A 23234-nucleotide genomic window follows, 5' to 3' on the forward strand; every position below is an offset into this window, starting at 1 on the left:
AAAGGGAGGTCGGGAGGGATTCAATGCCAACATTTACATCTCAAGATGCTGAAATTAATTACCAAACCTTTGGTGATGCGACAAAACCTGCGCTGGTATTTTCTAACTCGCTAGGTACCAACTTTAAAATGTGGCAACCGCAAATTGACCACTTCCAGCAGGACTTTTTTGTCATTTGCTATGACACCCGTGGTCACGGCGCATCTTCTGCTCCACAAGGTCCATATACGCTTGACCAGCTCGGCCAAGACGTGGTGAATCTGCTCGATCATTTAAATATTGAAAAAGCAGCCTTCTGTGGGATTTCGATGGGTGGTTTGACCGGTCAGTGGCTGGCAATTAACAAGCCTGAACGTTTTAGCCATGTTGTGGTCTGTAATACAGCCGCTAAAATTGGTCAGGAACAGGCTTGGAATGAGCGTGCCGCACTGGTCCGTGAACAAGGTTTGGCCCCTATTGCATCAACGGCGGCCGGTCGTTGGTTTACCGAACCCTTTATCCAAAGTAACGCAGCAACTGTAGCGACTCTTTCAAACGACCTGGGAGCTGGCAGCCCTGAGGGTTATGCAAGCTGCTGCGAAGCTTTGGCTAAAGCGGATGTACGTGAACAGTTAAAAGACATTCAGGTACCGGTATTCATTGTTGCTGGTCAGCAAGACCCGGTAACAACTGTAGCCGATGGTGAATTTATGCAACAACGCATTGCCAACGCTGAACTGTTTGAAATTAATGCTTCGCATATTTCCAATATTGAACAGCCAGAAGCCTTTAATCAGGCGGTGCAGGCGTTTATTCAACGCTAAACCCAGCTCGGTTGAAAGCATTTAAAAAAAGATAATCTCCGGATTATCTTTTTTTGTTTTTAGGCAATTTTTAAAAAGATTGATGATTCTACTGAGATGCCCTGCCCATCTACTTCAACTTTAAGCCCAGATCACCAGCATCGCGGCAATCACCACCAGTACCAAGCCCAGATGATCGGTTCGGGCCAGTTTTTCCTTAAAGAAAAAGGCAGAAATCAGCAAGCTAAATAGAATTTCAATCTGTCCCAAAGTTTTGACCAAGGCCACAGTCTGCATACTCATGGCACTAAACCAGCCAAGGGAGGCCAGAAAACTGCAAATACTCACCTTAAAGGTCAGTCCCAGTCGCTGCCACATGGCCTGTAAGGTATGCCGGCTAAACAGCCCCAAATACAACAACATGCTGATACATTGCAGCCCGATCACAAAACATAATACCCAGCCGGCACGATGTAAAAAGGGTAAATTCTCCAGTTCCAGACTCGCTTCACGCACCAGCAGTGAGGTAATGGCAAAACTGAGACCACTGCCCACCCCAATCGCCAACGTGCTGACAGAAAGCTTGGTATTGGCCGGCCCTTTACTGAGTAAAAAGACTGCCACGCCGCCTAATACGACGCCAACCCAGCCCAGCAGACTTAAATATTCGCCCAGTAGTGCCACGCCAATTAAAGCCGCCAGAATCGCCTCGCTTTTGGCCAGTCCGACCCCAATGGCATAGTTTTTCTGCTTGAACAGCTGCACCATGAGAATGGTGGCCAGAATCTGGCAAAAAGCCGCCACAGCAATATACAGCCAGAATTTCCCGCTAAAGCTAACCGGCGTTGCGGCAGGCTGCTGCAGATATAAAAAACTCAAATAACCGACCGCAAACGGCAAGGCAAAAATAAAGCGTGCAAGCGTGACGCCATAAACGTCGACCGTCATGCTGAGCTGTTTTTGAAAGGCATTGCGCCAGGCCTGCATAAATGCAGCCATCAGGGTAAAAAGAATCCAGGTACTGGCCATGCGAGTATGAAAAATATGATCGGGAATAAGGTTTAATCTACTCCTTTCATGGCATATATTCGACCATTTTTCATCCATTTACCGTGGCTTTGCTGAATAAATCTTCAATTCTGTCAATTTGCGGCTTTTATGTTCCCTTTAACCCGGAATGCGATGACTGCAAGGCACATGCTTGTGGTTTGCATCTACATGGTTTTTTGACTCAAAATGAGGCTAAGCGACTGATCGCATCAGGCAACTTTGTAAATTTGCTACAATTTTATAGCGGGTTTCAAATACCCTCCTGACTCAATCTATGTTTAGATAAATGGATGTATCCTGCAGGCTGAGGATCAAGAATGAAGTATTTTGAATGTGCGGTATGCCATCAGCAGATTTTTTTTGGTGCCTCATTTTGTGAATATTGCAAGGCGCCCATTGGCTTTGTCGCCTCCGAAAAAGATATGGGCACCTTTCGTAAGGATAGCGAAAATGAATGGGTCAGCCTGAATGAAAGCTATCGTAATCAGAAATTTAAGCCCTGTTTTAATTATAGTCACTATCAGGTCTGCAACTGGATGATTCCCGTCGATGATGAAAATATCTATTGCGAATCCTGCCAGCTTACCCACACCATCCCCAATTTAGATGAACCGGAAAATATCCAGTACTGGCGTTATCTGGAACAGGCTAAACGGCGGTTTTTATATCTGGCGCAGCGCATGAATATTATGCCGCGGCCAAAACGTTCTGAAGATGACCGCTATGGCCTGCGCTATGAATTTCTAATGCCCATGGAAGGCCAACCGGTGCTGACCGGCCACGCCAATGGTCTGATTACCCTCAATGCCATTGAAGCCGATGTGGTCTATCGGGAAACCACGCGCGTAACCATGGGAGAAAACTACCGCACCCTGCTCGGCCATTTTCGCCATGAAAGCGGCCATTATTATTTTGATGTGATGCAAAACCGCCATCCGGAACTGGTCGATGAATTCCGCTACTATTTTGGTGATGAACGTCAGGATTATGGCATGGCACTCAAACGCCATTATGAACAAGGCCCGCCCTCCGACTGGCAAGACAGCTATATCAGCACCTATGCCACCACCCATCCCTGGGAAGACTGGGCTGAAACCTGGGCGCATTATCTGCACATGATGGATACTTTGGAAACCGCCTATTTTGCCGGAATCCGGGTGCAAGGTAACGGCCGTACCCTGTCCAATCTGTACTTTACCGAATGCCCGATTGGCGGCAAGGATATTGAACACATTTTAGAAAACTGGATTGCCCTGACCTTTAATCTGAATGCGCTGAATCGTAGTATCGGGCTGGATGATGCCTATCCGTTTAAACTGACCGAGCCGGTAAAAGACAAGCTGCGTTTTATTCACCGGCATGTGCTGGATAAAGCCTTTAAATCCAGTCAGGCCAGTCATCCTGCTTAAGATCGCTTTCAATTCAATGAGATTTGCTACACGATATAGCGTTTACTTAGGCCCCATTCGGCCAGAATCCGGCGGTATAAGGCCGATGCGCGATCTGCTTCAAAATGGGCTTCCATGCTTAAATCCAGCGGCAGTTCTTCCGGTTTCTGACTTTCTACCATATCCTGATCTTCGGCAAAAATCTGCGCATTAAAATCGTAAACCGCTTGCAGGTCACCGGTGGTATCAAAATTCCGGGTTAAAGGCACAAATAACTGGGTCTGATTGGCCGATACCGGACAGCAGGCATTTAAGATTTTCAAGATCCCATTATTCGGAAAATAAATGGTCAAGGTCGCTGCAAAGGGTGGATAAACATCAAATTCACGCGTCCATAAAAAGCCTTCGGGTGCTAAATGTTGCATACCATGCGGATAATTACTGACATTGGAAATATAGATACTTTTCAGGCCATAGTCGGTACGTTCAGTATGATATTTCGGCACCACCGGATTGTCCCGATCGGCAAAAGCCTGATGATGCACCCAGGCAAAATGTGCAACATCAATAAAGCCTTCTAACTGACGGCCGCTAGAACCGGCAATATCCACACTGGGCGGTAAAATAGATTGATGCTCAACATCTTCCCAGGTATCCAACACCGGAAAATTAGCCGCCTGTTCATCGCGCCCAAACAGGCTGGTCCAGACCAGGCCATATTTCAGCACTACCGGAAACGTGGTCAAGCTAAAACGCTCCGAAATCTGGGTCAGGTCGGGCTGGGCCGGAATTTTGGTGCATTTGCCGGCCCGGTTATAGTGCAACCCATGGTAAGGACAGACAATTTCATCGCCTTCTACCCAGCCTTTGCTTAAGGGCACACCACGATGCGGACAAATATCCCGCACCAGCTGAATATCACCGCTTTCCGTCCGGTACAGTGCCATCTTCACATTCAGTAAAGTCACCTGTTGCGGCTGGCTGCTGACATCCTGAATTCGTGCCACCGGATACCAATGCTGCGCCAGAATATGCCAGTCACTGGCATCAAAGCGGCTGTCATGGGGTTGGGCAAACAGGTTGATTACAGGAATTGCACTCATAGGCTGGCTCACTTTTAAGCTATACAGGTACAGAAAAAAACGGAAATCAGCCGGTTTTCTCATGTCGTTTATTGTTAATTTCCTGTTTTAAATTAAGAGCTTCTGCTTTTTCTGTCTATTAGAATGTTTTTGATGATCTGTTCTAAATATTCGAACACTTTAGTCAAAATTGACCTGAACTGGCGCAGATCTTGCTCTTTTAAAACCTGTCGATATCACGCTGGCCAGGTCTTAAATGGTGAATACCCCATTTTCGCGTTTTTCAGAATATTTTATTGCGGTGGCGCAAACCGGCAGCTTGCGTAAGGCAGCCGAACAGCTGTTTATTTCGGTATCTGCCGTGCATCGACAAATTGTACTGGCCGAGCAGGAACTTGGGATTGCACTATTTGAACGTCTGAATCATGGGCTACGGCTGACTTTGGCCGGAGAGTTGCTGTATGCCGATCTATTAAAATGGCACAAAGAATTTCAGCAGACCCGCATCCGTTTTGATGAAATTCAGGGCCTACATCGTGGCAGCATTGAATTTGGCTTAATTTCAGCGCTCAGCGAAAGTTTTGTGCTGCATTCCATGCAACACATGAGCCAGCATTATCCCTGGATTGATTTTCACGTGCATGTGCTGGACAGTGAAAAAGTCGCGCAGATGATTCAGGCCGCGGAGCTGGATTTTGGTCTGCTGCTGAATCCGCAAGCGCATCCGCATTTAGAAGTGGTGGCTTTTGTGGAAATTCCGCTGGGTTTTGTGATTCCAGTTGAGCATCCTCTGGCAGAACAAACACCGCTGTATTTTTCCGATACCTTGCCTTATGCCCATTTAATGCCAGCACCACCGCTGATTATTCATGAATATGTCAGCGCGCTGTATAAGCACCATCAGTTTAGTCCGCGTAGCCGCATCGAATGTAATGACATTCGCATGTTAATGTCATTGTTAAAGCAGAATTTGGGGCTGGGGCTAATGAGTTATTTAGATGCACTGCCGCTCCTGGAACATCAAACAGCCATCTTTAAACCGGTTCAGGACAAAGGTTTATATCCACTGACGCTGGCCCTGTGTGTGGCACCGAAACGACAGCTTTCCCGGATTGCGCAAATCATGATGAAACAGTTAACCGAGCAGCTGGAGCAGCTACAACAGCAAATTGCCGAGCTTTAACAAACCGGCTGAATCAAAGGTACTACATTGTCCCGTTGCAAACGGCTGATGCCCTGCACTTTTTGCATTTGATACACCGTGGCCTGAAGTTCCAGCAATTCTTCCGGATGATGGGTCACATAGATCATGCCCAGCTGCAGTTCGCGCTGAATGCGTTTTAAAAATGGCAGTATCTGCTGTTTTAACTGCTGATCCAGTCCGCTTAAGGGTTCATCCAGCAGCAATAACTGCGGTGCAGATAATAAAGCCCGGCCAATCGAAACGCGCTGTGCTTCCCCGCCGGATAATTGATGCGCTTTGCGTCGAATCAGCCTGGACAGTTCTAACAGCTCAACAATCTGCTCAAACTCAAATTTACGCTGTGCCAGCGGCTGTAAACCTTCTGCATATCTTAAATTCTGCTCAACATTCAAATGCGGAAATAACAGGGCTTTCTGAAAAATCAGGGCAATTTTACGTTGATGCACAGGCACAAATACCTGCTGCTGGGTATCGAGCAATAAACGGTGATTCAGCACAATCCGGCCCTGTTGCGGCCGTAACAGTCCGGCCAGCAGATGCAAAAAGCTGGTTTTACCAGAACCGGAGGGCCCCAGAATGCCAACAATCTGCTCTGCACAGGCCAGCTGCAGCTGTAATTTGAACTGCGCATTCTGATAATCAATCTGACAATCCAGCATCAGTTTTGCCCCAATTTACGTTGATATCTGTGCAGAATAAAATAATTGGCCAGTAAGGCGGCAAAAGCCAAGCCGGTAGATAACAGCACCAGACGCATGGCAGCGGCTTCACCATCGGGCTGTTGAATGAGCGTATAAATAGCGATGGGAATGGTGCGGGTTTCATCCGGAATATTGCCAACAAAGGTAATGGTGGCACCAAATTCACCCAGACTGCGGCTAAAGCCCAGAATACTGCCCATAAGAATCCCGGGCAGCACCAGCGGTAAGCTAATACTGAAAAAGACTTTCAGCGGCGCAGCCCCGAGTGAGGCCGCCACCTGTTCCAGTTGTGGATTCAACATTTGAAAAGACAAACGAATCGGTTGAACCAGCAAGGGAAATGCAACCAGCATGGCGGCCACTACTGCACCTTTCCAGTTAAATGCCAGCTCAATACCCCAGTGGGCCAAAACCTGCCCAATCCAACCTTGCGGACTAAACAGCACCAGTAATGCATAGCCCAACACTACCGGCGGCAAAACCATCGGCAGTTGTAACATGGCTTCGATCAAAAACTTGCTGCGAAATTCATAGCGTGCCAGCATCCAGCCCAGACAAATTGCAAATGGCAGGCAAAACAAGGTCGCAACACTGGCCACTTTGGCAGACAGATACAAGGCACTTAGTTCTTCGGGACTCAGCATCAAAGCAGCAACCTAGGGGCGAAAACCATGTTGAACAAAAATCTTGTGAGCCGCGGCGCTACCCAAATAGCGCCCGAACTTGATCGCCTGACGATTCTTTTCGCCCTGTTTGGTTAAAGCTGCGGTATAGACAATGTCCGGATGGGTTTGCACCGGAAACGTACCCAGCACTTTTACTTTATCGCTACTGACCGCATCGCTGCGATAAACAATGCCGACCTGACAGGCACCGCGCTCGACAAAGGCCAATGCAGCCCGGGCATCCGACGCGCCAATAATGCGTTTTTCCAGCTGTTTATACCAGCCCAGCTTGGTTAGACTGTGTTTGGCATATTTTCCAACTGCCACCGAATCGACCTGTCCGGTACACAGCCGCCCTGTAAAGGCCTGAGGAAAATTAAAGGTAGGATGCGCCCGAAACGGAATCCGCGCATCTTTCAGGGCAATTGCCACCAGCTGGTTATAAATAATTGGTTTGACCTGACTGGCTTTGACCTTGTTGCGTTTCACCAGATAGGTCATCCAGTCCTGATCGGCCGGAAAATAAAGATCGACTTTTGCACCGCGGACAATATGTTTGGCCAGGGTCGATGAAGTGCCAAAAACCGGTACAATCTTGGCTTCTGGATATTGTAGCTGATAATGCCGAATCACATCCGTCAATGCCGGGCCCAGACTTGCAGCTGCATACACCTGAACGGAATTGGCTCGACTGAATGTGCTTAAGCACAAGGCGACACAGATTAAACCAAGTTGGATAGTCTTCAAAACGCACTCCCTCAATGCTGTATGAATATTCCCTTTAAGCATTGGCCTTTTTGAATCGACTGATGGGCCGGCACACGCACCAGACAGTTGGCATACATCAGATTACTGAGCATATGTGATTGCTGCTTGGCTAAACTGTGCAGTTTCAACACCCCATCTTCAAAACAGGCGGCCATTCTTAAAATCCTTTCTCTCGCATCGGGCTTTAAGTCATGTTGTATTTGCCCTGTCCACCACGCGGGTGGCTGACTTTGCCCTTGTAATACTTCTAATAAAGTTTGCGTATAGATCGAGATTCCAACATATACCGCCGCAGGATTGCCCGGCAATGCCAATAAGTGACAAAATTTGTTAGCCGATTTTCGGTATCTGGCGAAAAAAACCGGTTTCCCCGGCTTCTGTTTCACTTTCCAGAACACCTGCTCAAAGCCTACATTTAAAGCCACCGGACGGATAAAATCATAATCACCAACCGAAATTCCGCCAGTGCTGATGATGACATCATACTCCTCCTGAAGTTGCTGAAAGTATCGGATTAAGGCAATTTCATTATCTCCCACATGCACAATATGCACAGGTTGATGCCGTGCCTGACACCAGGATGCAATTAAAGGCGCATTGGCATCAAAAATTTTTCCTGCTTGCAGATCTGTAGCCGACTGCGCGACTTCATCGCCGGTAATCAGCACGGCAACTTTAGGCTGCTGATAGACCTGTACCTGATCAATACCGGCCATGCTTAAAGCCGCAATTGCGCCGATATTTAAATATTGTCCGGCTGATGCCAGTAACTGACCTTGGGTAATTTCTTCGCCCACATCCCGGATATCGGCATGCAGTTTGAGCGCAGTCTCTAGCTGAACCAGATGGCTCGACATCCGCTGCACAATTTCCTGACGTGCCACCGTGGTGGTACCGGCAGGAATGGGCGCGCCGGTAAAAATACGCATCGCCTGTCCACGCTGCAGCGTCACATCGGCTGATTGACCTGCCCGGATTTCACCGACCAGCTGGAACTGCGCGCCTGGCGCTATCTCTCCATCGCTACACAGGGCATAACCATCGACTGCACTTTGGGAAAATAAAGGCAGATCAATCCCCGCATAAATATCTTCAGCTAAATAGCGATGCAAGCCCTGTTGTAGCTGCAGGGTTTCCACCTCCAGACAGGGCGTTGCCGCAATTATCTTGTCCAACGCCTGATCCAGACTGATCAGCCCGCTTTCTGCACCACAGCCTGACATTATTGATAGCCTCCTGCATGTGGAATATTTTTCTGCACATCAAAGACATGCACCAAGGCCGGTAATACCGCCAGCAAGGATTCCTTCGCGCCTTGACGGCTGCCCGGTAAAGTCATCACCAGACTATTTTCAATATAGCCAGCCACTCCACGGCTTAAAGCCGCATACGGCGTGCGTTTCTGGCCAAAACTGCGCGAGGCTTCCATCAGCCCCGGAATTTCCCGTTCTAATAGCGGAGCCAGGGTTTCTACGGTTAAATCTTTCGGGCCAAGACCGGTGCCGCCGACGGTTAAAATCAGCGGATACTGATTTTTCTGCTGTTCAATTAAAGCCAGCAGCTGTTCCGGGCTATCCGGAATCACCTGATACTGAACCTGCTGGAAATTGGCCTCTGCCAATATTTCCAGAATATTCTGGCCGGCGGTATCCGGTTTTTTACCCGCGGCGACGGTATCGGACAGCACAATCACCGAGGCTGGCATCGGCTGCGCCAAGACCCGACTAAAATGGGATTTACCGCCTTTTTTCTGCTGTAATTTGCATTGATCCAGACACAAATCTTCCGGTTCACAATGCGGTTTCAGCATGTCGTATAAGGTCAGTCCGGCCAGACTGGCTGCGGTTAAGGCTTCCATCTCGACACCGGTCGGACCAATCGTTTCTACCGTGGCAATAATCTCGACATGCTGTTCATGCAGTTCATAATCCACATCGGCCCGGTAAATGGGTAAAGGATGGCACAGCGGAATCAGCTCATCGGTACGTTTGGCTGCCAGAATACCGGCAATACGCGCAGTTTTCAGCGCATCGCCTTTTTCGGTATTGCCCTGACGCAGCAGCTCGATACAGTGCGGCGGCGCATATAAAATGGCACTGGCCACCGCAGTACGATAGGTTTCGGCTTTCATGCCTACATTTTTCATGACTTTATTCCGGAATTATTGATTTAAAAAATTAGGCTTAACATCAAATTTAAAGCGGCCATTGATAGGCGTTTTCGCCTGCATGGGGGTGATTGCAGCAATCGGTATGCGTATTCGCTTCCACTGGCGGATGATCTTTACGAATACAGCAGCCTTCGACATACTGGCTGCTGCCATCGCAATAAAATTCTTCTTTCCAGACCGGGACTTCATGTTTGACCCGCTCCACCGCCACCTCACAGGCCTGAAAGGCTTCACGGCGATGCGGTGCATACGCCATGGCAATAATTGCGGTTTCACCAATGGCTAAATCCCCAATCCGGTGGATGACCCGCACATACGACACGCCATATTGCTGCTGAATTTCCTGCTCAATCTGCCGGATCATTTTTTCTGCCACCGGTGCATAGGCGGTATATTTCAGCGACTGCACCGCTTTACCTTCATGATGGTTGCGAACTGTGCCCACAAAAATGCCAATGCCACCACATTCGGGAAAGTGCTGAATCTCATCGAAGCTGGACTGGCTGAGTGGCATATCCTGAATCCGGGCAAACTGTTTTAGATGTTGCATCGTTTAACCTCCTGCCACCGGTGACAGCAACACCAGCGTGGTACTGTGCTGCAAAGTCTGCTGGCGTGGCACAATATCTTCACCAATCGCGCAGGCACACCGCTCGACCAGAGCCGCCGCCGCTGGATAACTGTGGTTTAACTACAGCAACAAGTCCGCAATGGCCGTACCGGGCAAGCACTGCATCTGCACGGTTTCTGGCAGCGCCTGTTTTACAGCGCCAAAGGCTTCAATCTGAATCAGGATATCGTGCATACTTAACCTCCAATCATATACATGCTGATTTTCCGGGGGCTCCCGGCAGTGGTTGTGGCTTGAGAATGAATGGCATGAAAGCCGGCTTTTTTCTGCCAGATATAAGCCTGTAATTGCTGCAATAATTGCTCACGTGCCACGGGCGCCGTGTGAGTCTGCAGCTGTTCAATCAGCGCTTTTAAGGGCACAGGCTGTTCGGCAAACAGACAGTTATACAGTTCACCCTGCGCACTTAAACGCAACCGGTCACACTGGCCGCAAAAGGCATGGCTGATGGTGGAAATAATCCCCACCAGATGGCCATCGAGCCGATATTCCCGTGCCGGATTCGCGCCTTGGCTGTGGATGACTTCGACCGGAAAATACTGGCTTAAGTGCTGCAAAATTTCCTGCTCGGTCACTACATGTGAGGCACTCCAGCGTCCATCACCATCCAGCGGCATAAATTCAATAAAACGCAGTGGAATCTGCTCGGCTTTGCTCCACTGCAAAAGCGGCACCATCTGGTCGTCATTAACCCCTTTGATTAGCACGCTATTCAGTTTGATGGGCAAATGCGCCTGCTGCGCGGCCTGAATCCCGTCGAGTACCGGCTGTAGCTGTTTTTGGGTTAGCGTAAAAAACTGCTGCGGATCTAAACTGTCCAGGCTGATATTTAAATCATCCAGACCGGCCTGTTTTAATTCCTGCGCATAGCGGCTTAAATAATGGCCATTTGTGGTCATGGAAATTCGCGCCAGCCCCAATTGGCGTAAGGGCTGTAAATCCCGGATAAAATGCACCACACCCTGGCGCATCAGCGGTTCGCCGCCGGTAATGCGGATATGCTGAATCCCGTGCTCAACCATCAACTGGCAAAACTGCAGCAAGGCCTCAAAACTCAGCAGCTGATGTTTCTTCATCCATTCAGGATGTTCAGGCATACAGTAGACACATTTAAAATTGCAGCGATCGGTCACAGAAATCCGCAGTTTGCGTTTGCTCCGGCCAAACTGATCCTGAAAATATGCGGGTCTCACGGGAATCTGGGGATTGATCACGCCTGTTATCCTCTGGGCAATTGCTTCATGGCTGTGCAATAGGCAATAGGTTTGCACGGATCACATGCCGCGCTTTAGGCTTGAATTTGCAATTAATGTTCCAACTTTGGGCTTTTGATAAAGAGAGTGTTTAAATTCTGCCCAGCACATGCTAGTAGCGAAGAAATGAGATGATTTTTAAAGAAATTTCAGCTGACGATACTGTTGCAGTTCATCCAGCGAGTTAATACTGTGAAAAAATAGCGCACGATTTTTAAATTTTGCCACCTGAGCATGCATTTCTGCGAAACAGTGCTTTAAACTGCGCTGATGTTGTGCAAGATGCGCGCGAAGTGTGGGCAAACTGCTGCGTTTCATCAGACAAAATGGATACAGCGCCTGTCCGTTCATCATCACATAGGCCACGTCGGCCTGCGGCTGTCTGGCCAGACGCTGATGCAACCGTGGCAGCACATCGGGCGGAATATAGGTCACATCACAGGGAACAAACAGCACATAGTCGGCCTGCACATGGCCCCAGGCGCTTTTCATGCCCATCAACGGGCCTAGAAAACCGCCTTCATCATCATGATAACACTGCAGATGCGGCAGCAATCTGGCGTAAATAGAACGATCGCGATGGCTATTGATCCACAATTGCTGAATTTCTGTTTTAAAGCGCCGCTGGATTTTGAGCAGCTGGATGTCATCATCAAACTTTTGCAGCAGCTTGTTCATGCCATTCATGCGGCGGGCTTGTCCGCCCGCCAGAATGACCAGATCGGTCACAGGATAATCCATCTGAATGGTGGCATAGTTGCGATTCATGGCATTTCCTCCATCTGACAGGCTTTAATCAGCCCACGGATTTCCGGTAAACATGAGCCACAATTGCCGCCAGCTTTTAAACAGGCCGTGATCTGTTTTTCATGGCTTAACTGCTGCTCCCGAATGGTCTGGATAATGCGGTTTTTGCCAACTTTAAAGCAGCTACATACCAGCGGTCCTTCATTGTTCTGTACCGACATCGCCTGTCCGGCCAGCAAGGCTTTGCGATGCGTGGCACTTAAACGCTCACGTTTAAACAGGCTGGCAACCCAGTCCCGATCGGGCAATAAAGCGTTGGGCGCAATATACAGGCTGGCAATTAAAATCCCGTCCTGTAACACCACACTATGGCTGATGAATGCCGATGGATCTTCCAGCTGCAGCCATTCAAAGCGGCTATCTTCCAGCTGCAGCAGCTGTTTAATCTGTGCGGCGGTATGTTTAAATTTTTTCCGGTCGGCCAGTTCATAACGCACCGCTTTGGCGGTCTGAATCTTGCTCCACCACGCTACCTGCGCCAAAGTGGCCTGAACTGCCGCTTCATGACCGTGGCGAATATACAGCACGCCCTGCCAGTCGGTATAAAATGGCTGGATGCTAACCGGGGTATGTTTAAATTCGGGTTCGCCGGAAATGGCATCCACCACCGGATTGACCACTTTTCCAATTCGCGCATCGGAAGCGACCTGATCATTCCAGTGAATGGGTGCAAACAGCTGGCCACGGCGAATACCAGTCGAGACTTCAACCCGCAGTACACAACTGCCCCAGCGGGATTTCAGCTCCACCAGTTCCCCATCTTTCAGGCCATATTTCAGTGCATCATTGGGGTGAATTTCACAATAGGGCTCGGCTTTGTGAGTGCTTAAATTGGCCGATAAACCGGTACGGCTCATGGTGTGCCACTGATCACGAATCCGGCCAGTATTCAGAATGAGAGGATAATCTTCACAAGCGCCATGTACCGGGTCGATGGCCTGAGTGGCAATAAAACGGGCTTTGCCATTGGGGAAGCTAAACTGTCCCTGGGTAAACAGCTGTTCCACCGGTGGATTCTGCTGAGGCGTTAATACTGGCCATTGCAACGGCTGCAGCTGTTCATACTGTTGCAGGCTTAGCTGGCTCAGACCGCTTAAATTAAAGTAGCGAAATAGCGGATAGTCCTGACGCTGTGTCACCGGACCATTTTCACAGGCCGATAAAGCCGCATGTTCCAGAAAAATCTCATGCACATGCTGATAATCGAAACCGCGAAAGCCCATGGCCTTGGCCACCTGACTGATCGCCCACCAGTCGGCCCTGGCCTGGCCCGGTGCGGGCAAAAAGGCACGCTGTCTGGAAATGCGCCGTTCGGAATTGGTAACACTGCCCTCTTTTTCGCCCCAACCCAAAGCCGGTAATAAAATATCGGCATAGGCGGTGCTATCGGTATCCTGACAGATATCCGACACCACCACAAAATCACACTGCGCCAAGGCGCGTTTGACCTGATCGGCATTGGGTAAACTCACCACCGGATTGGTGGCCATAATCCACAGTGCCTTGATTTTCCCGGCTTCTACCGCTTCAAACAGATCGACCGCTTTTAACCCGGCTTGAGAGGCAATTTTGGGGCTGTCCCAGAACTGCTGTACCAGCTGCTGATGGGCCGGCTGATCCAGATCCAGATGTGCCGCCAGCATATTGGCCAGTCCCCCCACTTCACGGCCACCCATGGCATTCGGTTGTCCGGTCATGGAAAACGGTGCTGCGCCCGGCTTGCCAATTTTGCCTGTTAACAGATGGCAATTGATAATACTGTTGGCTTTATTCACCCCTTGTGAAGACTGATTGACCCCCATCGAAAACAAGGTCATGACTTTGTCAGTCTGGGCAAACTTTTCAAAAAACAGCTGTAATTTCTCGGCAGAAATCCCGGTACGCGCTGCCACATTTTCCAGCTGCTGCTCCGCGGCGCTGGCTTCTAACGCCTGCTGCAAGCCTTCGGTATAGGCAGCGGTAAAATTGTGGTCCTGATGACCGTTTTGCTGTAAGTACTGCAGCAAGCCGTTAAACAGCGCCACATCTTGCCCGAGCATAATCGGCAAATGTAAATCGGCCGCTTCACAGGTCGCGGTAAAGCGTGGGTCGACCACCACCACAAACAGATTGCGCTGTTCTTTGGCCTGCATCATGCGCTGATACAGAACCGGATGGCACCAGGCAGTATTGGAACCGACCAGCACCACCATCTCGGTCTGTTCAAAATCTGCATAGCTGGCAGGCACCAGATCTTCACCAAAGGCCCGTTTATGCGCCGCCACCGCAGAGGACATACACAGCCGCGAGTTGGTATCAATATTAGCCGTGCCCAAATAACCTTTGACGAATTTATTGACCACATAATAGTCTTCGGTCAGCAATTGCCCCGAAACATAAAAAGCAATACTTTCCGGGCCATATTGCTCAATACAATGCTGGAATTTTTGCGCAATTTCGGTGGTGGCAGTCTGCCAGTCTGTTGGCTGACGGTTGTCCTTACGGCCCAGCATTGGGGTTAATACCCGTGTCTCTAGCCCCAAGGTATCGGCCAGATTGCTACCTTTAATACACAGCTTGCCAAAGTTGGCTGGATGCTGCACATCGCCTTCGACTTTCACCTGCACGCCTTGTGGTGAATGGCTGACATGAGCCCTCACCCCACAACCAACCCCACAATAAGGACAGGTGGTTTGCGTAGTCATCGTTTTTAATTCTGTGGAGCTTTCAAGTTCCACAACGGGAATGCTGTTCATGGATGCTCCTTAGGTGCTGAAACACAATTTAATTCTTTTCAAAAAGATTCATTCCAACGCTGTCTTTTCAATGCAACTCATTTATCTGGATTAAGCTTCGGTTCGACCTACTTTTCTTTCGGGAAAAGTAGGCAAAACCTGAGCCACACTGTGGCGTAAGAACCGCAAAACTCGCCTTCATCGGGCATTTATCAAAAAGGTTGCAGAAATATTCATTTTCATATTTTGTCCTGGCTCAAACAGTTGCGGATGACGTTTCCGTGTATCCGCTTAAGTACAGGACAGAATAGTTTGTTCTTAACCCGCTTTCTTTAATGCAAAATCTTTACCAAACAGCAGTTTGTTGCGGATTTGATGAATCGGGGTCTGATCTGCAATCAGCTCGGCATACCAGGCACCATCTTCGGTATCGCCAAACAGTACTGCACCAATGACTTTGTCTTTCTGGATGATGATGCGTTTATAAATCTGACGTTTTTCATCATTCAGGACAATGTCTTCAAAATCATCTTCCGGTTCAAAATTACCGGCCGAGAACACATCACAACCACTGACTTTGAGCTGGGTCGGAATAGTAGGTGCTTTAAAAGTCAGGCTGCCGTGTTCTGCCAAATGCGAGGCGCAGATGAAGGCCTGTCCCCACAGCGGCTCTACCAGACCAAAAGTTTGGCCACGGTGTTCGATACACTCACCGACTGCGTAAATACTCGGGTCATAACTTTGCATGGTGTCATTGACCAGCACCCCACGCTGACAGCGCAGGCCGGCACTTTGCGCCAGGGCAATATTCGGACGGATTCCCACCGCAAACACCACCAGATCGGCATCGAGCAGCGTGCCATCTTTTAGCCGGACTTGTGTGACATGGCCATTTTCACCAAGCAGCATTTCGGTATTGGCTTCGGTCAGGATACGAATACCTTTTTCTTCAATACTGTTTTTCAACATTAAGCTGGCTTTGCTATCCAGCTGACGATCCATAATACGGTCCATTAGATGCAGTACGGTAACGTTCATGCCACGCTGTTTCAAACCATAGGCCGCTTCAAGTCCAAGTAAACCACCACCAATAACCACAGCATTTCGTTTCTGTTCGCAATATTCCAGCATCCGGTTCACATCATAGATATCGCGGAAGCTAAGCACACCGTCCAGCTCTGTGCCCGGAATTGGTGGAATAAAGGGCTGCGAGCCAGTGGCTAAAATCAGCCGGTCATAATTCACCACCTGCCCCGACTGGGTGAAGACTTGCTTGCGTGGACGATCAATTTTCACCGCAGCATCACCGGCAATCAGCTGAATACCTTTTTCGGCATACCAGGCATGCGGATGCAGCATGATATCGTCCACCGTTTTATCACCGGCCAAGACCGGGGACAGCATAATCCGGTTGTAGTTGCCCCACGGTTCTTCGCCAATCACGGTAATCTCGTAACGATCAGGTGCCATATCCAGCAAATCTTCCAGACAGCGCATGCCCGCCAGACCATTACCCACCAGCACCAGCTTCATTTTTTCCTGTTGCACGCCATTATTGGTGATATAGGTTTTTTGTGCGGTCGGACTGACAAAAACCCGGCCCTGTTCAATTTTGCTTGGAAACACCAGTAATTTCTGGTCTTTATCTTCCAGACAGCGGCCGGTGGCCAGACTGAAATGCTGTTTATAGATTGGTGATGCCACCACACGCTCACCTTGCAAATCGCCAAGAATACCGCGCGACATCACATTGGCACCGCTAAACGGGTCCTGATTACTCAGGGCATAAACACGCTGTTCCTGCCCCACACGGAAAATTGCAATCTGCTGGCCTTCCACCAAGGCTGCCACGCCGGTATGTGGTGTAATCTCCTCCAGATGACAGACCTCTACCCAATCCAGTTCATTCATATCTTTTAAAATTGTCATCATCGTTATCCTGTGCTTTGGCATCTTCTGCTGCATATCCCATTTGGTTTTTCTGGCGGATTTGCTTTAGAAGATGCGTCTTGATCTTGAAGGTTATGCCTGCATCACCGGAATCCGGCTTTCATCACGCTCGGCTGCCGTTTTCGGGCGAATCTGCCCACGCTCGGTGGCAAACTGGATGTGTGGATCGTGCTGCTGTTCAGCTTTGGCATTGATAAAGGTCTTGAAGCGTTTGCGTACTTCCGGATCTTCAATCGCGGTGCGCCATTCATCCTGATAAGTACCCACCACATGCTGCATGCGGCGTTCTAGTTCTTCGGCCAGACCTAAGGAATCGTGCACAATCACGTCTTTCAGATAATCCAGCCCGCCCTCCAGGTTGTCGCGCCAAACCGAAGTACGCTGTAAACGGTCTGCGGTTTGAATGTAGAACATAAAGAAGCGGTCGATGTATTTGATTAAGGTGCTGGTATCCAGATCGGAAGCCAGCAGCTCGGCATGACGCGGTTTCATGCCACCGTTACCGCAAACATACAGGTTCCAGCCTTTTTCAGTGGCAATCACGCCCACATCTTTACTTTGTGCTTCGGCACATTCACGGGTACAGCCCGATACGGCCATTTTCAGTTTGTGTGGAGAGCGCAGGCCTTTGTAACGGTTTTCCAGGAAAATCGCCAAGCCAACTGAATCATCCACGCCATAACGGCACCAGGTGCTACCCACGCAAGATTTCACGGTACGCAGTGACTTGCCGTAGGCATGACCCGATTCAAAACCGGCATCAATCAGTTTTTGCCAGATTTCCGGTAACTGATGTACCTGCGCCCCAAACATATCCACGCGCTGACCACCGGTCAGTTTGGTGTACAAGCCGTATTCCTTGGCAATCTGGCCAATGGCAATCAGGCCATCTGGAGTCACTTCACCACCGGCCATTCGTGGGACCACCGAATAAGAACCATCTTTCTGGATATTGCCCAGATAGTAGTCATTGCTATCTTGCAGGCCGGCATGACTTGGTTTTAGCACAAAGTCATTCCAGCAGGAGGCCAGAATATTGGCCACAGTTGGTTTACAGATATCACAGCCCAGACCGTGACCATGTTGCTGGATTAAATCTTCAAAAGTCTTGATCTCGTTCACACGCACCAGGTGATACAGTTCCTGACGCGAATAGGCAAAGTGTTCACAAAGATGGTTATTGACCGTCACCCCTTGACGCTGCAATTCGGCTTTTAATACCTGAGTCACTAAAGGTGCACAGCCCCCACAAGCAGTTGCGGCCTGGGTACATTTCTTCAGTGCACCGAGTGAAGTTGAACCGGCTTCAATCGCCTGGCAGATATCGGCTTTAGACACGTTATTACAGGAACAGATGGTGGCGCTGTCTGGCAGCAAATCGACACCGCTGCCACCGGCTTTGGCACCTGACTCGGCAAAGCCCGGCATGATCAGGCTTTCTGGCTGTTCTGGAACTGCCAGACCATTCAGCATCATTTGCAGTAGATCGTTATATTCTTTGGCACAGCCAACCAGCACCGCACCCAGCAATCGGTTTTTTTCCGCATTAACCACAATTTTCTTGTAGATCAGCGCATCTTCATCGGCATAAAAATAGCTGAGTGAATTTGGAGTCATGGCATGTGCATCACCAATAGATGCCACATCCACACCCATCAGCTTTAATTTAGTGCTCATGTCGGCGCCAGCAAAGCAGTTCGGGTTTTGCTGCATCACATGCTTGGCGGCAATTCGAGCCATGTCATAGCCCGGTGCGACCAGACCGTAAATCTTGTTTTGCCACAGCGCACATTCCCCAATCGCATAAATATCCGGATTGGAAGTCTGACAGTAATCATTAATCACAATCCCGCCGCGCTCGCCAATGCTGAGTCCGCTTTGGCGCGCCAGTTCATCACGTGGACGAATCCCGGCAGAAAACAGGATGATATCGGTTTCCAGTTCAGCGCCATCACCAAACTTCATCACATGCTTGGCCGACGCGCCATCTTCAATTGAGGAGGTGGCTTTCTGGGTATGGACTTTCACGCCCAGATCTTCAATTTTGCTGCGCAGCACCTTACCGCCCAGGTCATCAACCTGCACCGCCATCAGACGCGGCGCAAACTCGACTACATGTGTTTCCAGATTCAAGTCACGTAGTGCTTTAGCTGCTTCCAGACCTAACAACCCACCGCCAATCACGACACCGGATTTGGCAGTCAGACTAGCGGCTTTAATTGCATCCAGATCTTCAATGGTGCGGTAAACAAAGCAGTTTTCACGGTCATTGCCCGGAATAGGTGGCACAAAGGCATAAGAGCCCGTCGCCAGTACCAGTTTGTCATAGGCAATCACATCACCCTGATTGGTGGTGACCAGTTTATGTACCGGGTCAATATCCGTGGCTTTGGTATTGAGGCGCAGATCAATGCCATAGGCATCGGCGAAGTCACTGCGGCATAGACTTAGGTCTTTGGCAGACTTGCCGGTGAAGTATTCAGTTAAATGTACGCGATCATAAGCCAAACGCGGTTCTTCTGCCAAAATGGTGATTTCAACTTCATCGCCCGCAGTTTCCAAAACCGATTCGATAAATTTGTGGCCGACCATACCGTGGCCAATCATGACAAGTTTCATACAGTTCTCCTCAATAATATTCTGTGTTGGCTTAGGCTGCGTTATTGCGTTCAACAATGGCCTGTTCGAATAGGCGTTGTTCTTTTTCTTTATGCTCCACCGAGAAGCGAATCATCAGGACAAAACTTGCGGCAATTACCACCAGTCCGCCCAGAACCATCAGGCAGGTCTGAATATCCAGTACGCCTTTTAACAGGAAGCCTGCGGCGACTGCGCCGACGTTCCCACCTGCCCCAATAATGCCGGCCACGCCGCCCAGTGCGTCGCGGTCAATAAATGGCACCAGTGCATAGGTCGCGCCGCAGGCCATATGGGTAAACAGGGCAAAAATGGTCATGACTAAAATGGCCAGCATGGCGCTGTTCATTTGCGAGAACAGAATCAGGAACAAACCTTCCATTAAAATCATGGCAAACAGCACTTTGGTACGCCCATCCAGACCGCTTTTTAGTGCCACCTTGTCAGAGACAATGCCGCCCAATGCACGGGCAAACAGGGCCAGCAAACCGAAGATGCCCGCCGCCATACCGGCTTCTTTCAGGCCAAAGCTAAAGTGTTCGACGTAATACATCGCCACAATGTTGTGAATAAAGATTTCAATCCCGAAACAGGCAGCATAGGCACCAAATAAAATCCAGACGCGGTAGTTACGTGCAGCATGCAGCAGAATCGCCATACCGCCTTTTTTGTCGCTGCCGACCTGAATGCCCTGTTCGCGTAACTCTTTAAAGTTGCCTTGGGTACAGTCCTGAGTCAGTTTCCAGTACAGGATGCCGACAATAATCATCATGATGCCCGGTACCAGCAAGGCAATACGCCAGCCCATGGCCTGCTCGACCCCAAACATGACCAAGGCAGATAACAGCAAAGGCATCAGTGCCTGGGTCGCGCCGCCGCCGGCATTGCCCCAGCCTGCCGTAGTGGCATTGGCTGTTCCCACCACATTCGGTGCAAACATGATGCTGGTGTGATATTGGGTAATCACGAAGCTGGCACCAATGGCGCCAATCAGCAAACGGAAAAACAGGAAAGATTCATAACTGTTGGAAGCCGCCACCCCAAACACCGGAATACTGCCGATAATTAACAAAGCAGTATAGGTTTTGCGCGGGCCGTATTTATCACACAGCGGCCCGACAATTAAACGGACCAGAATGGTGATGGCCACCGCAGCAATATTGATATTGGCAATCTGATCTTTGGTTAGGTTGAACTCGCCGGCAATGACTGGCATTAACGGTGCGCAGGCAAACCAGGCAAAGAAACAGACAAAAAATGCGAGCCAACTCATATGGAAGGCTCTCATCGCTGAAGTTTTAAAGTTAAATAGACTTATTTTTGTCGCTTTATTCGCTTGCAAATTTGAAGACATAACCATCTCCTACCTGAACTGAACGTGTGGGTTAACCTGCTATACGGATAGCTGCATAACAGATTCGAACAGAGCGGACGTCGTTGGCCGTCTTTCAAATTTTGGGAGTCTTCTTTGACTCAGCTGGAATAATGCAGATAGTGTGCCAACTTTTTAGAAAAGCCCATTAGCTTGCTGTTTTTTATTGGGTTTTGAGGGTTATCTATGCTGGGTGAAGGTATTCAGATGCGAGTGGCATCCCAATTTTACGGTTCTGGCAGCCTCCTGTTTTATTTTTTGAAGTCCCCTGCCTTATCTTGGTGCGTTTTGTTTCATGCAAGTGCATCTTCCTGTTAAGTTCAGATTTAATTTTTGATTTTAAAGGTTTTATTTCAATAAATTTGGGTTTGGCACCATCTTTGCATTATTAAAAGCACTCGTTGTACAGACTCTATTGAGAGTTGCATGCCAAAACTGAAAATCGCGTTAATTGATGATGATCTCGAGCGCGCAGAGTTCATCAAAGCCTCCTTGATTCAGCATGAATTTGAGGTGGTTGCCTGTTTAATTATCAATCATTCCAATATGTTCCATTTACAGCAATTGCATGCCGATGTAATTCTGCTGGATATGGACCATCCGCATCGGGACATTATTGAAAGCTGCGTCAGCCAGTTTGATTTACCGACCGTGCTGTTCACCAAAAACAGCCACAAAGACACCATCAAAAATGCCATTGATGCCGGTGTTACTGCCTATATTGTCGATGGGATTGATCCGGCCAAGCTGGACAGCATTCTGGAAATTTCCATCGAGCAGTTTAAAAAACACAAAAAGCTGCTGCACGATCTGGAAGAAACCAAAGGCAAACTGGCCGACCGTAAAGATGTCGAAAAAGCCAAGGTCTTGCTGATGCAGATGCATGCCTTAAGCGAAGAAGATGCCTTTGGCCTGCTACGCAAAAATGCCATGAGCCACCGGATGACCATTGGTGAAATGGCACGGCGCCTGCTCGATGCCCAGCAACTCCTGCAAAACCAATTTAAGGATTAGCCATGCATAACTTAGAAAAAACTGAACTTCAGATTGGCTATATTCCTTTGCTCGACTGCGTCGCCATTTTATGGGCCAAACAGCGTGGCTTTTTTGCCGATGCCGGCCTCAATGTCGAACTGCTAAAAGAACCGTCCTGGGCCAGTTTAAGAGACCGGCTGGCCTTTGGTTTTATGGATGCCGCGCATTGCCTGTCGGCCATGTTACCGGCGGCGGCGCTCGGCACCGACCAACTGGGGATTCCGCTGCAAACGCCGCTGGTGCTAAGTACCAATCAGGCTTACATCAGCCTGAGTCAATCGCTGTGTTTTGAACTGGGCATCCAGTCGGAAGATGATGCCGCACACATCGCCACAAAACTGATAAACGCGCATCAGCAACGCCCGATACAACTGGCGCATGTGTTTCACACCTCGATTCATCATTACTGTTTAAGAGAATGGCTGGCCTTGGCCGACCCGATCCTGGCGAAAAATATTCAGCTCAGTACGCTGCCACCGCCATATATGGTCGAAGCGATTTCCCAGCAGCTGATTGATGGCTTTTGTGTTGGCGAACCCTGGAATACCCAGGCCGAATTACAGGGCTATTCTAAAATATTGCTCTCGGGTCAGCAGGTTATTCCGCAAGTGGCCGATAAAGTGCTGGCGGTAACCGCAGAATGGGCCGCCCAGCATCCGAATACCTTAAATGCCATGACCTCTGCCATTCAGCGCGCGCAAGCCGAATTGCACCAGCTGGAAGATGTACAAGCAGTCTGGCAAATGCTAAATGAGGCCGGCATCATCCAGTTTCCTTGTTCCGCACAGGTCCATGTCGAACGCTATTATTTTATTCAGAATATTATTCGCAGTTTGGTGGATGAATCGTCAGCCCAGCCGCAAGCGCAGGATTTTGTCTGGCTCACCGAACAAATGTTGAAATGGGATGCGCTGGATGTGCCCGAGGTGGAGAGTTCTGCGGTCAGTCAACGCTGTATTTATCCGCTACCCTCAGGTCACGCCGAATAAAAAAGCCCGCAACGATGGCGAGCTTTTTTATGGCTA

The 23234-nt window shown here is 49.3% G+C and carries 19 protein-coding genes and 1 pseudogene; 5 read left to right on the forward strand and 15 right to left on the reverse strand.

What is annotated here, in order from left to right; genetic code table 11:
* Positions 1-23 precede the first annotated feature (23 nt).
* Positions 24-803 (forward strand): 3-oxoadipate enol-lactonase, encoded by a 780-nt coding sequence (gene pcaD / locus F905_RS05260; protein ID WP_005178103.1) that lies wholly within the window; start codon positions 24-26, stop codon positions 801-803.
* 120 nt (positions 804-923) lie between these two features.
* Here pcaD and F905_RS05265 read toward each other — a convergent pair whose 3' ends face one another.
* Positions 924-1811: a DMT family transporter gene (locus F905_RS05265; protein ID WP_005178106.1), complete on the reverse strand. Its 888-nt coding sequence runs from the start codon at positions 1809-1811 to the stop codon at positions 924-926.
* Positions 1812-2149: 338 nt separating this feature from the next.
* Here F905_RS05265 and F905_RS05270 point away from each other — a divergent pair, with 338 nt between their 5' ends.
* A complete protein-coding gene (locus F905_RS05270; RefSeq protein ID WP_005178110.1) occupies positions 2150-3241 on the forward strand; it encodes a zinc-binding metallopeptidase family protein in 1092 nt (363 codons plus the stop codon).
* Between the two features lie 26 nt (positions 3242-3267).
* Here the strand turns inward: F905_RS05270 and F905_RS05275 are convergent, their stop codons facing one another.
* Complete coding sequence (locus tag F905_RS05275) at positions 3268-4323, reverse strand: aromatic ring-hydroxylating oxygenase subunit alpha (RefSeq protein WP_034597688.1); 1056 nt, start codon at positions 4321-4323, stop codon at positions 3268-3270.
* A 238-nt stretch (positions 4324-4561) separates the two neighbouring features.
* On the opposite strand from F905_RS05275, the gene F905_RS05280 reads away from it, so the two are divergent.
* Positions 4562-5485, forward strand: a complete 924-nt coding sequence (locus F905_RS05280) for a LysR family transcriptional regulator (RefSeq protein ID WP_034597691.1) — start codon at positions 4562-4564, stop codon at positions 5483-5485.
* Here the strand turns inward: F905_RS05280 and F905_RS05285 are convergent.
* From F905_RS05285 to F905_RS05340, 13 genes and pseudogenes are all read right to left on the reverse strand, one after another.
* The gene (locus tag F905_RS05285; RefSeq protein ID WP_005178115.1) at positions 5482-6165 is read right to left on the reverse strand and encodes an ATP-binding cassette domain-containing protein; all 684 of its coding nucleotides are present in this window, start codon (positions 6163-6165) and stop codon (positions 5482-5484) included. The genes F905_RS05280 and F905_RS05285 overlap by 4 nt on opposite strands.
* Positions 6165-6851 (reverse strand): molybdate ABC transporter permease subunit, encoded by a 687-nt coding sequence (modB, locus tag F905_RS05290; RefSeq protein ID WP_005178116.1) that lies wholly within the window; start codon positions 6849-6851, stop codon positions 6165-6167. Before modB ends, F905_RS05285 begins: the two co-directional genes overlap by 1 nt.
* A gap of 12 nt (positions 6852-6863) precedes the next feature.
* Positions 6864-7619, reverse strand: a complete 756-nt coding sequence (gene modA, locus F905_RS05295) for a molybdate ABC transporter substrate-binding protein (protein WP_005178120.1) — start codon at positions 7617-7619, stop codon at positions 6864-6866.
* An 11-nt stretch (positions 7620-7630) separates the two neighbouring features.
* A complete protein-coding gene (locus F905_RS05300; protein ID WP_005178122.1) occupies positions 7631-8863 on the reverse strand; it encodes a molybdopterin molybdotransferase MoeA in 1233 nt (410 codons plus the stop codon).
* Entirely contained in the window at positions 8863-9786 is a 924-nt protein-coding gene (moaCB, locus tag F905_RS05305) for a bifunctional molybdenum cofactor biosynthesis protein MoaC/MoaB (RefSeq protein WP_005178124.1), read from the reverse strand. Before moaCB ends, F905_RS05300 begins: the two co-directional genes overlap by 1 nt.
* 49 nt (positions 9787-9835) lie before the next feature.
* Complete coding sequence (locus F905_RS05310) at positions 9836-10360, reverse strand: molybdenum cofactor biosynthesis protein MoaE (RefSeq protein ID WP_005178126.1); 525 nt, start codon at positions 10358-10360, stop codon at positions 9836-9838.
* 3 nt (positions 10361-10363) lie between these two features.
* Positions 10364-10489: pseudogene (locus F905_RS15660) on the reverse strand (MoaD/ThiS family protein); the annotation flags it as partial.
* 128 nt (positions 10490-10617) lie between these two features.
* A complete protein-coding gene (gene moaA, locus F905_RS05315; protein ID WP_034597697.1) occupies positions 10618-11652 on the reverse strand; it encodes a GTP 3',8-cyclase MoaA in 1035 nt (344 codons plus the stop codon).
* Positions 11653-11832: 180 nt separating this feature from the next.
* Positions 11833-12462 carry a molybdenum cofactor guanylyltransferase gene (gene mobA / locus F905_RS05320; protein ID WP_005178135.1) on the reverse strand — a complete coding sequence of 210 codons (630 nt, stop codon included), beginning with the start codon at positions 12460-12462 and terminating at the stop codon, positions 11833-11835.
* Positions 12459-15236 carry a nitrate reductase gene (locus F905_RS05325; protein ID WP_005178136.1) on the reverse strand — a complete coding sequence of 926 codons (2778 nt, stop codon included), beginning with the start codon at positions 15234-15236 and terminating at the stop codon, positions 12459-12461. The genes mobA and F905_RS05325 overlap by 4 nt, the downstream gene beginning before the upstream one ends.
* 297 nt (positions 15237-15533) lie before the next feature.
* Positions 15534-17144, reverse strand: a complete 1611-nt coding sequence (nirD, locus tag F905_RS05330) for a nitrite reductase small subunit NirD (protein WP_034597559.1) — start codon at positions 17142-17144, stop codon at positions 15534-15536.
* Between the two features lie 93 nt (positions 17145-17237).
* Entirely contained in the window at positions 17238-19784 is a 2547-nt protein-coding gene (gene nirB, locus F905_RS05335; RefSeq protein ID WP_005178140.1) for a nitrite reductase large subunit NirB, read from the reverse strand.
* Positions 19785-19815: 31 nt separating this feature from the next.
* A complete protein-coding gene (locus tag F905_RS05340; protein ID WP_005178146.1) occupies positions 19816-21156 on the reverse strand; it encodes an MFS transporter in 1341 nt (446 codons plus the stop codon).
* A gap of 444 nt (positions 21157-21600) precedes the next feature.
* On the opposite strand from F905_RS05340, the gene F905_RS05345 reads away from it, so the two are divergent.
* Both F905_RS05345 and F905_RS05350 read left to right on the forward strand, forming a co-directional pair.
* Positions 21601-22188: an ANTAR domain-containing response regulator gene (locus F905_RS05345; RefSeq protein ID WP_005178149.1), complete on the forward strand. Its 588-nt coding sequence runs from the start codon at positions 21601-21603 to the stop codon at positions 22186-22188.
* A 2-nt stretch (positions 22189-22190) separates the two neighbouring features.
* Positions 22191-23198 (forward strand): ABC transporter substrate-binding protein, encoded by a 1008-nt coding sequence (locus F905_RS05350; RefSeq protein WP_005178152.1) that lies wholly within the window; start codon positions 22191-22193, stop codon positions 23196-23198.
* The last annotated feature ends 36 nt before the right edge of the window (positions 23199-23234 follow it).

Source organism: Acinetobacter sp. CIP 53.82 (genome assembly GCF_000369465.1).
GTDB classification, from domain to species: domain Bacteria; phylum Pseudomonadota; class Gammaproteobacteria; order Pseudomonadales; family Moraxellaceae; genus Acinetobacter; species Acinetobacter indicus.

Bases quoted from the DNA above. Each gene is read 5' to 3' on its own strand.
- pcaD (WP_005178103.1), top strand. From the start codon at position 24: ATGCCAACATTTACATCTCAAGATGCTGAAATTAATTACCAAACCTTT.
- F905_RS05265 (WP_005178106.1), bottom strand. From the start codon at position 1,811: ATGGCCAGTACCTGGATTCTTTTTACCCTGATGGCTGCATTTATGCAG.
- F905_RS05270 (WP_005178110.1), top strand. From the start codon at position 2,150: ATGAAGTATTTTGAATGTGCGGTATGCCATCAGCAGATTTTTTTTGGT.
- F905_RS05275 (WP_034597688.1), bottom strand. From the start codon at position 4,323: ATGAGTGCAATTCCTGTAATCAACCTGTTTGCCCAACCCCATGACAGC.
- F905_RS05285 (WP_005178115.1), bottom strand. From the start codon at position 6,165: ATGCTGGATTGTCAGATTGATTATCAGAATGCGCAGTTCAAATTACAG.
- modB (WP_005178116.1), bottom strand. From the start codon at position 6,851: ATGCTGAGTCCCGAAGAACTAAGTGCCTTGTATCTGTCTGCCAAAGTG.
- F905_RS05300 (WP_005178122.1), bottom strand. From the start codon at position 8,863: ATGTCAGGCTGTGGTGCAGAAAGCGGGCTGATCAGTCTGGATCAGGCG.
- moaCB (WP_005178124.1), bottom strand. From the start codon at position 9,786: ATGAAAAATGTAGGCATGAAAGCCGAAACCTATCGTACTGCGGTGGCC.
- F905_RS05310 (WP_005178126.1), bottom strand. From the start codon at position 10,360: ATGCAACATCTAAAACAGTTTGCCCGGATTCAGGATATGCCACTCAGC.
- mobA (WP_005178135.1), bottom strand. From the start codon at position 12,462: ATGAATCGCAACTATGCCACCATTCAGATGGATTATCCTGTGACCGAT.
- F905_RS05325 (WP_005178136.1), bottom strand. From the start codon at position 15,236: ATGAACAGCATTCCCGTTGTGGAACTTGAAAGCTCCACAGAATTAAAA.
- nirD (WP_034597559.1), bottom strand. From the start codon at position 17,144: ATGACAATTTTAAAAGATATGAATGAACTGGATTGGGTAGAGGTCTGT.
- nirB (WP_005178140.1), bottom strand. From the start codon at position 19,784: ATGAAACTTGTCATGATTGGCCACGGTATGGTCGGCCACAAATTTATC.
- F905_RS05340 (WP_005178146.1), bottom strand. From the start codon at position 21,156: ATGTCTTCAAATTTGCAAGCGAATAAAGCGACAAAAATAAGTCTATTT.
- F905_RS05345 (WP_005178149.1), top strand. From the start codon at position 21,601: ATGCCAAAACTGAAAATCGCGTTAATTGATGATGATCTCGAGCGCGCA.
- F905_RS05350 (WP_005178152.1), top strand. From the start codon at position 22,191: ATGCATAACTTAGAAAAAACTGAACTTCAGATTGGCTATATTCCTTTG.